Annotated in this window: 9 protein-coding genes and 1 pseudogene; 6 read left to right on the forward strand and 4 right to left on the reverse strand. The window is 68.7% G+C overall.

All coding sequences use genetic code 11. The features are described 5' to 3' along the window. Both VDQ18_RS21795 and tsaE read right to left on the reverse strand, forming a co-directional pair. Window positions 1–1,238, reverse strand: a pseudogene (locus VDQ18_RS21795) (double-strand break repair protein AddB); the annotation flags it as partial. After that, complete coding sequence (gene tsaE / locus VDQ18_RS21800) at window positions 1,225–1,677, reverse strand: tRNA (adenosine(37)-N6)-threonylcarbamoyltransferase complex ATPase subunit type 1 TsaE (RefSeq protein ID WP_323022971.1); 453 nt, start codon at window positions 1,675–1,677, stop codon at window positions 1,225–1,227. The pseudogene VDQ18_RS21795 and the gene tsaE, both read right to left, overlap by 14 nt. 105 nt (window positions 1,678–1,782) lie before the next feature. Here tsaE and hslV point away from each other — a divergent pair, with 105 nt between their 5' ends. Next, window positions 1,783–2,340 (forward strand): ATP-dependent protease subunit HslV, encoded by a 558-nt coding sequence (gene hslV / locus VDQ18_RS21805; RefSeq protein WP_323022972.1) that lies wholly within the window; start codon window positions 1,783–1,785, stop codon window positions 2,338–2,340. Here the strand turns inward: hslV and VDQ18_RS21810 are convergent, their stop codons facing one another. Then, the gene (locus VDQ18_RS21810; RefSeq protein WP_323022973.1) at window positions 2,341–2,571 is read right to left on the reverse strand and encodes a BrnA antitoxin family protein; all 231 of its coding nucleotides are present in this window, start codon (window positions 2,569–2,571) and stop codon (window positions 2,341–2,343) included. Further along, the gene (locus tag VDQ18_RS21815; protein ID WP_323022974.1) at window positions 2,555–2,848 is read right to left on the reverse strand and encodes a BrnT family toxin; all 294 of its coding nucleotides are present in this window, start codon (window positions 2,846–2,848) and stop codon (window positions 2,555–2,557) included. The genes VDQ18_RS21810 and VDQ18_RS21815 overlap by 17 nt, the downstream gene beginning before the upstream one ends. Window positions 2,849–3,020: 172 nt before the next feature. On the opposite strand from VDQ18_RS21815, the gene hslU reads away from it, so the two are divergent. From hslU to dxs, 5 genes are all read left to right on the forward strand, one after another. Further along, a complete protein-coding gene (gene hslU, locus VDQ18_RS21820) occupies window positions 3,021–4,319 on the forward strand; it encodes an ATP-dependent protease ATPase subunit HslU (RefSeq protein WP_323022975.1) in 1,299 nt (432 codons plus the stop codon). 261 nt (window positions 4,320–4,580) lie between these two features. Then, entirely contained in the window at window positions 4,581–5,516 is a 936-nt protein-coding gene (locus VDQ18_RS21825) for a histone deacetylase family protein (protein WP_323022976.1), read from the forward strand. After that, window positions 5,513–5,749, forward strand: a complete 237-nt coding sequence (locus VDQ18_RS21830; RefSeq protein ID WP_323022977.1) for an exodeoxyribonuclease VII small subunit — start codon at window positions 5,513–5,515, stop codon at window positions 5,747–5,749. Before VDQ18_RS21825 ends, VDQ18_RS21830 begins: the two co-directional genes overlap by 4 nt. Next, the gene (locus tag VDQ18_RS21835; RefSeq protein WP_323022978.1) at window positions 5,746–6,597 is read left to right on the forward strand and encodes a polyprenyl synthetase family protein; all 852 of its coding nucleotides are present in this window, start codon (window positions 5,746–5,748) and stop codon (window positions 6,595–6,597) included. Before VDQ18_RS21830 ends, VDQ18_RS21835 begins: the two co-directional genes overlap by 4 nt. A 12-nt stretch (window positions 6,598–6,609) precedes the next feature. Next, on the forward strand, window positions 6,610–8,534 hold a 1,925-nt coding region (dxs, locus tag VDQ18_RS21840; RefSeq protein WP_323022979.1), incomplete at its 3' end, for a 1-deoxy-D-xylulose-5-phosphate synthase.

Below are 8,534 nucleotides of genomic sequence, written 5' to 3' on the forward strand. Positions count from 1 at the left end.
CGCCCCTCGGCCGAATGGACGATCGGGTGTTTCAGCAGGGCGATCAGCGCCTCGGCCGTGACCGATCCGGTCAGCAGCTCGGCGCTTTGCCGCAGGAAGCGACCCGGCGCGGACAGGCCCAGCGGGCGCCCGGCGCTGTCGTCGGGTCGCAGATGCCAGCGGTCCAGCGCGGCGGTCACGCGGCGAGCAAGCGTCCGATCCGGCGTGATGAGAGCCGCTTTCAGCCCCTGCACCGCCGCCTGGCGCAGCGCCAGCGCGATGGCCAGCGCCTCGGCCCGCGGGCTCGGCGCTTCGATCAGCGACAGGTTCTCAGTCACAGCGGGCAGGTCGCGCAGGTTGGGACCGTCGCGCAGCCATTGGTCGGTCACCGGCGCAGGCCGCAGCGCCAGCGAGACCAGCCGCCCGCGCGCCGGATCGGGCGCATCGGCGGCGCCCCAGCGTTGCACGACGTCAGGCTCCGCGCCCAGCAGGTCCAGCAGATGGGCATAGCGGAATTGCGGGTGATCCTCGGAATGCAGCGGGTTGTCGAGGCTGCCCCAGACCGGCCCCGGCAGGTCGAAATCGAAGCCGGGCAGCACCAACGCCCCCTGCGGCAGACGCGCCACCGCCTGCATCAGCAGCGCCGTCGGTCCGCGCGAGCCGGTGGAGCCGGCGACGATCATCGGATGCGCGGGCGGGGTGACGGCCCAGTCGGCCGCCAGGGCCAGCGCCGCCTGTCGCAGCCGCGCCTGACCGCCGGAAGCAGGGCCCAGAAACCCCGCGATCAGCCGGATGAACCTGAGCGAGCGGTCCCAATGCAGCGAATGTTGAGAGACGTCGAGGCCGTTCAGCGCCTCCAGCGTCACCCCCTCGCCCTGCATCTCGTCGAGCAGGCGAAACAGGCTCTCGGCCAGCGAAAAGGCGGCAGAAGGCGGGCCGAGATCGGGTTCCGCCAGCAACAGCTGCCGGATCAGCTGCGCCAGTTCCAGCCGCGCGCGCAACGGCGCATCCTCCCCCGGCGGGGCGATATCGGTGATCAGCCGGATCCGCGGCAGGAAGCCGGGCCCGAGCGAGACCAGCGCCTCCCGCAGCCGGTTGCGCATGCGCGAGGTGTTGACCAGCACCTCGGCCCGGGCGATGGCCTCGGGCGGCTGACCGGCGAAACGCTCGCGCAGGCCGCGGGCCAGATGCAGCGGGAAATCGGCGCCGGGCGGGATGCCGAAGACGCGCAGGCCGGGGGCGGGGTCAAAGATCGGCAAGGCGGGCCTCCCATTCCGGCGGGCCAAGGAAAGCGACCTCACGCCCCTCGCCAACCACCGAAAACCGCAATGTCAGAGCCTGTTCCGGCCGATCCGCCCCCAACTTTTCCGGCCATTCCACCAGGCAGAGCGCAGTCTCGAACGCCTCGGTCAGGCCCAGTTCCACCGCCTCGTCGGGATGGGACAGCCGGTAGAGGTCGGCGTGCCAGATCTCGACCCCCGCGTCATAGGTCTGGACCAGGGTGAAGGTGGGCGAGGGCACGTCCTCCGCCACCCCCAGCGCCTGGATCAGCGCCCGGGCGAAGGCGGTCTTGCCGGCGCCGATCTGCCCTTCCAGCAGCAGCACATCGCCCGCCCCCAGACGGGGGGCGAAACGGCGGGCCAGGGCCCCGGTGGCGTCGGGATCGGGCAGGGTGACGGGGGGATGAACGGGCTGCATCGGGCCAGCTTAACGGCGCCCAAGGGGACCCGCCAGAGGCCAGCGGCTTGCGACGGCCGGGGTCGGGCTCCATATAGGGCGGCAGACAGCGAAAGGTTTTCACCCATGGCAGAAGACAAGTTTCCCGGCTGGCACGGCACCACGATCCTGGCGGTGCGCCGGGGCGGCGAAGTGGTGGTCGCGGGCGACGGGCAGGTGAGCCTGGGCCAGACGGTCATCAAGGGCTCGGCCCGCAAGGTGCGCCGCATCGGCCCGCCGGGGCGCGAGATCGTCGTGGGTTTCGCGGGCTCCACCGCCGACGCCTTCACCCTGCTGGAACGGCTGGAAAAGAAGCTGGAGGCGATGCCCGGCCAGCTGGCCCGCGCCTGCGTCGAACTGGCCAAGGACTGGCGTACCGACAAATACCTGCGCAATCTGGAGGCGATGCTGATCGTCACCGACGGCGCGGAACTCTTGGTGGTGACCGGCGCCGGGGACGTGCTGGAGCCGGAATACGACATCGCCGCCATCGGTTCGGGCGGCAATTTCGCCGCCGCCGCGGCGCGGGGGCTGATGGAGACGGATTGGGACGGTGAAAAGATCGCCCGCAAGGCGATGGAGATCGCCGCCTCGATCTGCGTCTACACCAACGGCAATCTCACGGTCGAAAAGATCCGCAAGTGATCAGCGCTTCTGCGCCTCCATATAGGCGCGGAGCACGGCGTTGATGCGGGTCTGATAGCCGCGCCCCTCGGCCTTGAAGAAGGCGAGGATATCGGGGTCGAGCCGGAGCGAGATCATCTGCTTCGGTTCGGGCGTGACCCAGCGGGCCGAGGTCCAGTCGACCTCGAATTCCTGCTCGCCTTCGTAATCGCCTTCCCGGTCCAGCCGCGCCCAATCAGTGCGGCTTTTCATCGCCCGGATCTGTTCCAGGGAATAGCGCTTGATATCGCTCTCGCTCATCTCGCCTCGCTTTCCGCGCGGTAATGAGCCGGATGGCCTCCCCGCGCAGGGTGTAGACGACCGCGATATGCCTGCCGTCCAGCCAGCCGACCGCGATCTTGCGGATCTCGACCTGGCTGTTGCCGTCCAGCACGTAATGCGGCCCGTTCAGAATCTCAGCGGCATCGAGGAAATCGATGCCATGCTTCTCGATCGTCGCCCGCCTCTTTGCCTCGTCCCATTCGAACATCGCATCCCGCGTCCCGTGACGGGTGCAGCATGGGCTACCCTGGTTTCCGATTGCCTAACGGCGCTCATTGTCCATACAAAATGTATATACAATCATCCCTCTCTCGGACAAGCCCCTTCAAACCGGCCGCGCGGATGCGTATCTGACCCTCGCAGCCGACCAAGGACGCCCCATGACTGACCTGACCCCCCGCGAAATCGTTTCCGAGCTGGACCGCTTCATCATCGGCCAGGCCGAGGCCAAGCGCGCCGTCGCCGTGGCGCTGAGGAACCGCTGGCGGCGCAAGCAGCTCAGCGCCGATCTGCGGGACGAGGTCTACCCCAAGAACATCCTGATGATCGGCCCGACCGGCGTCGGCAAGACCGAGATCTGCCGCCGCCTGGCCAAGCTGGCCAAGGCGCCGTTCCTGAAGGTCGAGGCGACCAAGTTCACCGAAGTGGGCTATGTCGGCCGCGACGTCGAGCAGATCATCCGCGATCTGGTCGATGCGGCGATGGTGATGACCCGCGAGGCGATGCGCGACGAGGTCCGCGCCCGGGCCCAGGCCAATGCCGAGGAGCGCGTGCTCGATGCCGTCGCCGGCAAGGAATCCCGCACCGGCACCCGCGACCTGTTCCGCAAGAAGCTGCGGGCGGGTGAACTCGATGACACGATCATCGAGCTGGAACTGGCGGAAACCGCCCCCTCGATGCCGATGCTGGAATTGCCGGGCATGCAGGCGCAGGGGATGAACCTCGGCGACCTCTTCGGAAAGGCCTTCGGCGGTCGCACGGTGAAGAAGCGGATGACGGTGGCCGAAAGCCACGACATCCTGCTGAGCGAGGAAGCCGACAAGCTGCTGGACGAGGAGGCGGTGAAAGCCGCGGCGCTGGAAGCGGTCGAGCAGAACGGCATCGTCTTCCTCGATGAGATCGACAAGGTTTGCGCCCGCGCCGAAACCCGCGGCGCCGATGTCAGCCGCGAGGGCGTGCAGCGCGACCTGCTGCCGCTGATCGAGGGCACCACGGTCTCCACCAAGCACGGCGCGGTGAAGACCGACCATATCCTCTTCATCGCCTCCGGCGCCTTCCATGTGGCGAAACCCTCGGACCTGCTGCCGGAATTGCAGGGCCGCCTGCCGATCCGCGTGGAACTCAGGGCGCTGACCGAGGACGATTTCGTCCGCATCCTGACCGAGACCGACAACGCGCTGACGCTGCAATACACGGCGCTGATGCAGACCGAGGAGGTCGGCGTCAGCTTCACCGAAGACGGCATCCGTGCGCTCGCGGCCATCGCGGCAGAGGTCAACCGCTCGGTCGAGAATATCGGCGCGCGCCGGCTCTATACGGTGATGGAACGGGTGTTCGAGGAACTCTCCTTCGCCGCCCCGGACCGCGGCGGGCAGGCGGTGGTGGTCGATGCCGCCTATGTCGAGGCGAATATCGGCGAATTGTCCCGCTCGGCGGATCTCAGCCGCTACGTTCTCTGACCGGGGCCCGGGCAGGGTCCGGGGAAAGGGGGGCTGTCTGCCCCCCTCTGCCCTGCGGGCATTCACCCCCCGAGGATATTTGCGGCGCAAAGATGCGCGAATTTGATTAAAATTATCCGCATCGCATCCGCCCATCATCTTGCCGCAAATACTCACGCCCGGCCCACCCCGCGCCCGCCCCTTCATTCTGCTGAAAATACGCTCTTCTGGCGGCACCCCGCCGCGCTTGAACCGGGCAAGGGGCAGGGATAGCCTTCGCCCATGAGCACCCTCTTCTTCACCGACCCCGCCTGCCTGACCCATGTCACGCCCCCGGGCCATCCCGAGCGGGTGGAGCGGCTCCGCGCGATCCTCACCGTGCTGGAGGCCCCGGAATTCGCCACGCTGGAGCGCCGTCAGGCCCCGCCCGCGCCCGAGGCCGAGTTGCTGCGCTGCCATCCCGAGGCCTATGTGGCGCAGATCAAGGCCAGTATCCCGGCCGACGGCACCCATCAGCTCGACCCCGACACCTGGGTCTCGCCCGGGTCGTGGGAGGCGGCGCTGGCCGGGGTCGGCGCGCTGAACGCGGCGCTCGATGCGGTGATGGCGGGCGAGGCGCGGAACGCCTTCGCCGCGATCCGCCCGCCCGGCCACCATGCCGAGACCGCGACGCCGATGGGGTTCTGCCTCTTCGGCACCGTGGCCATCGCCGCCAAGCGCGCGCTCGATCATCACGGGCTGAGCCGCGTCGCGGTCCTTGATTTCGACGTGCATCACGGCAACGGCACGCAGGATCTGCTGCAGCACGAGCCTCGCGCGCTCTTTGTCTCCTCGCATCAATTCCCCCTCTGGCCCGGGACCGGCCGGGCCGAGGAAACCGGCCCGCACGGCAACATCCTGAACCTGCCGCTGCCTCCGGGCACCGAGGGGCCCGTCTTCCGCCAGGCCTGGGAGGAGATTGTCTTCCCCCGGGTCGCGGCCTTCGACCCGCAACTGATCCTCGTGTCAGCCGGGTTCGACGCCCATCGCGACGACCCGCTGGCCCAGCTCAACCTGACCGAGGCGGATTTCAGCTGGATCACCCACCGGATCTGCGATCTGGCCGATAGGCACGCCGGGGGCCGGGTGGTCAGCGTCCTGGAAGGGGGCTATAACCTCGACGCGCTGGCGGCCTCGACCGCGGCGCATATCCGGGTGCTGAGGGAGCGGGGCGCATGAAAGACGTGAGCGAAATGTCCTTCGAGGAGGCCCTGCGCGCCCTCGAACAGGTGGTGGGCCAGCTGGAAAGCGGCCAGGTCGATCTGGAGAAATCCATCGACCTCTATGACCACGGCGCCAAGCTGAAGAAGCATTGCGAGGCCAAGCTCGCCCAGGCTCAGGCCCGGATCGAACAGATCACGCTGGCCGAGAATGGCGAGCCCAACGGCACCGCTCCCTTCGACGCCAAATGAGCTTTCCCGCCGATCTGACCGCCGCCTCGCTGGCCGTGGCCGGGCGGCTGGCGCGGGCGCTCGATGCCCTGCCCGAGAGCCGGGTTAAGGCGGCGATGGCCCACGGGCTGCATGGCGGCAAGGGGCTGAGGGGCTATCTGGTCCTCGAATCCTGCGCGCTGCACGGCATCGCCCGCGAGGTTGCGCTCAATGCCGCCGCCGCCATCGAGGCGATGCATGCCTATTCGCTGGTTCATGACGACCTGCCTGCCATGGACGACGACGATCTGCGCCGCGGCCGGCCCACGGTGCATGTGGCCTTTGACGAGGCGACCGCGATCCTTGCCGGGGACGCGCTGCAATCGCTGGCCTTCCAGCTCTGCGCCGAGACGGGGCACGCGGGGCTGACCGCCGCGCTGGCCCGGGCTGCCGGGGCCGAGGGGATGGTGCTGGGTCAGGCGCTGGACATCGCCGCCGAGACCGCCGCCCTGCCGCTGACGCTGGAACAGATCGTCCAGCTGCAACAGGGCAAGACCGGCGCGCTCTTCGGCTGGTCCTGCCTGACCGGGCCGATCCTGGCGGGCGCCGATCCCGCGCCGCTCGCCGCCTATGCCACGGCGCTGGGCCTTGCCTTTCAGATCGCCGACGACATCCTTGATACCGAGGGCGATGCGGCGACCGCCGGAAAGCGCCTGCAAAAAGACGCCGCGGCGGGCAAGGCGACCTTCGTTTCGCTCTTGGGGCTGGAACCGGCCCGGGCGCGTGCCCGTGAATTGATTTCCCAGGCCGGGGAGGCTCTGGCACCCTATGGCTCACGGGCCGATTCCTTGCGCGAAGCGGCCCGCTTCGTTATCAGCCGCGACAAGTAACCCGGAGCGCCCATGAGTACCCGCCCAGCCACGCCCCTCCTCGACCGCGTGCAGAGCCCGGCCGATCTGAAGCGGCTGTCGGATGCGCAGCTCAAGCAGGTGGCGGATGAACTGCGGGCTGAGACGATCAGCGCTGTCAGCGAGACGGGCGGGCATCTGGGCGCCGGGCTGGGCGTGGTGGAGCTGACCGTGGCGCTGCACGCGGTCTTCGACACACCGCGCGACCGGCTGATCTGGGACGTTTCGCACCAGAGCTATCCGCACAAGATCCTGACGGGCCGCCGCGACCGCATCCGCACCCTGCGGATGAAGGACGGGCTGTCCGGGTTCACCAAGCGCGCGGAATCGCCCTATGACCCGTTCGGCGCCGCCCACAGCTCGACCTCCATTTCCGCCGCTCTGGGCTTCAAGGTCGCCCATGACCTCGGCGGCACGCCCGAGCCCGCGCTGGGCGATGCGATTGCGGTGATCGGCGACGGCTCCATGTCCGCGGGCATGGCCTTCGAGGCGATGAACAACGCCGGTCATCTGGGCAAGCGGCTGTTCGTGGTGCTGAACGACAACGAGATGTCGATCGCGCCGCCGACCGGGGCGCTGTCGTCCTATCTGTCGCGGCTCTATGCCGAGAAGCCCCTGCAGGACCTCAAGGCCGCCGCCAAGGGCGCACTGGGCCTGCTGCCCCCGCCCCTGCAAGAGGGCGCGCGCCGGGCCAAGGACATGCTCAAGCACATGACCGTCGGCGGCACCATGTTCGAGGAGCTGGGCTTCCACTACGTCGGCCCCATCGACGGGCATGACATGGAAACGCTGCTCTCGGTCCTGCGGACGCTGCACGCCCGGGCCACCGGGCCGACGCTGATCCATGTGCTGACCAAGAAGGGCAAGGGCTATCGCCCGGCCGAGATGGCGGCGGACAAGGGTCATGCGACGGCCAAGTTTGACGTGATCACCGGCAAGCAGCAGAAGGCGCCGTCCAACGCGCCCAGCTACACCAAGGTCTTCGCGCAATCGCTGATCCGCGAGGGCGAGGCGGACGACAAGATCGTCGCCGTCACCGCCGCCATGCCCGACGGCACCGGGCTGAACCTGTTCGCCGAGCGTTTTCCCAGCCGCACCTTCGACGTGGGCATCGCCGAACAGCACGGCGTCACCTTCTGCGCCGGTCTCGCCGCCGGCGGGCTGAAGCCCTTCTGCGCCATGTATTCGACCTTCCTGCAGCGCGGCTATGATCAGGTCGTGCACGATGTGGCCTTGCAGGGCCTGCCCGTCCGCTTCGCCATCGACCGCGCCGGGTTGGTGGGGGCGGATGGCGCCACCCATGCCGGGTCCTTCGACGTGGCCTATCTGGCCAACCTGCCCGGTTTCGTGGTCATGGCGGCCGCCGATGAGGCCGAACTCGTGCACATGGTCGCCACCGCCGCCGCGCATGACACCGGCCCCATCGCCTTCCGCTTCCCGCGGGGCGAGGGCGTGGGGGTGGAGATGCCCGAACGCGGCGAGGTTCTGGAGATCGGCCGCGGCCGCATGATCCGCGAGGGCAAGCGCGTGGCGATCCTGTCCTTCGGCACCCGTCTGGCCGAGGTGATGAAAGCCGCCGAGGCGCTGGACGCCCGCGGCATCTCGCCCACCGTCGCGGATGCCCGCTTCGCCAAGCCGCTGGACCGCGACCTGATCCTGCGCCTCGCCCAGGAGCATGAGGCGCTGATCACCATCGAGGAAGGCGCGGTCGGCGGCTTCGGCTCCCATGTCGCGCAGCTGCTGGCCGAGGAAGGCGTCTTCGACACCGGCCTCAAATACCGCTCGATGGTCCTGCCGGACACCTTCCTCGACCAGGCCTCGCCCGACCAGATGTACGAAGCGGCCGGCCTGACCGCGGCGGACATCGAGGCGAAGGTGCTGGATGTGCTGGGCGTTGCGCGGATCGGGGCGAAGAGGGC

This window comes from Pararhodobacter sp., from assembly GCF_034676075.1.
Lineage (GTDB): Bacteria > Pseudomonadota > Alphaproteobacteria > Rhodobacterales > Rhodobacteraceae > Pararhodobacter.

Coding starts and splice junctions, on each gene's coding strand:
- tsaE (WP_323022971.1), bottom strand. CDS start 1,677: ATGCAGCCCGTTCATCCCCCCGTCACCCTGCCCGATCCCGACGCCACC.
- hslV (WP_323022972.1), top strand. CDS start 1,783: ATGGCAGAAGACAAGTTTCCCGGCTGGCACGGCACCACGATCCTGGCG.
- VDQ18_RS21810 (WP_323022973.1), bottom strand. CDS start 2,571: ATGAAAAGCCGCACTGATTGGGCGCGGCTGGACCGGGAAGGCGATTAC.
- VDQ18_RS21815 (WP_323022974.1), bottom strand. CDS start 2,848: ATGTTCGAATGGGACGAGGCAAAGAGGCGGGCGACGATCGAGAAGCAT.
- hslU (WP_323022975.1), top strand. CDS start 3,021: ATGACTGACCTGACCCCCCGCGAAATCGTTTCCGAGCTGGACCGCTTC.
- VDQ18_RS21825 (WP_323022976.1), top strand. CDS start 4,581: ATGAGCACCCTCTTCTTCACCGACCCCGCCTGCCTGACCCATGTCACG.
- VDQ18_RS21830 (WP_323022977.1), top strand. CDS start 5,513: ATGAAAGACGTGAGCGAAATGTCCTTCGAGGAGGCCCTGCGCGCCCTC.
- VDQ18_RS21835 (WP_323022978.1), top strand. CDS start 5,746: ATGAGCTTTCCCGCCGATCTGACCGCCGCCTCGCTGGCCGTGGCCGGG.